The 287-nt window shown below is 55.4% G+C and carries 1 protein-coding gene; it reads left to right on the forward strand.

Features of this window, described 5'->3' with window-relative positions; translation table 11 throughout:
- Positions 1 to 77: 77 nt before the first annotated feature.
- Positions 78 to 287, forward strand: a 210-nt coding sequence (locus HAP95_RS14930) for a transposase (RefSeq protein WP_215884930.1), incomplete at its 3' end; no start/stop codon positions are given.

Below are 287 nucleotides of genomic sequence, written 5' to 3' on the forward strand. Positions count from 1 at the left end.
CCCCCGGTGTCAGGGTAGTTGTCGCCTCTCTGAAATGGAGTCAGGTGTAGGGTGGGGGCGGAAAGTGGATTATCGAGATGAAGAGTTATTCAGCAGAACGTAAGGCCGCTGTATTGCAGAAGATGTTACCGCCCACCAGTTTATCGGTGCCAGAACTGGCCAAACAGGAAGGGATTTCTGATGTGACGCTGTACCATTGGCGCAAGCAGGCCATAGCGAGTGGGGCGATGAGTGCAGTGACCAAGAAGACAGCAGAGGGCTGGTCTGCCGAGTCCAAGTTGGCAGCG

The sequence above is a fragment of the Acidithiobacillus sulfurivorans genome (assembly GCF_018853815.1).
Lineage (GTDB): Bacteria > Pseudomonadota > Gammaproteobacteria > Acidithiobacillales > Acidithiobacillaceae > Acidithiobacillus > Acidithiobacillus sulfurivorans.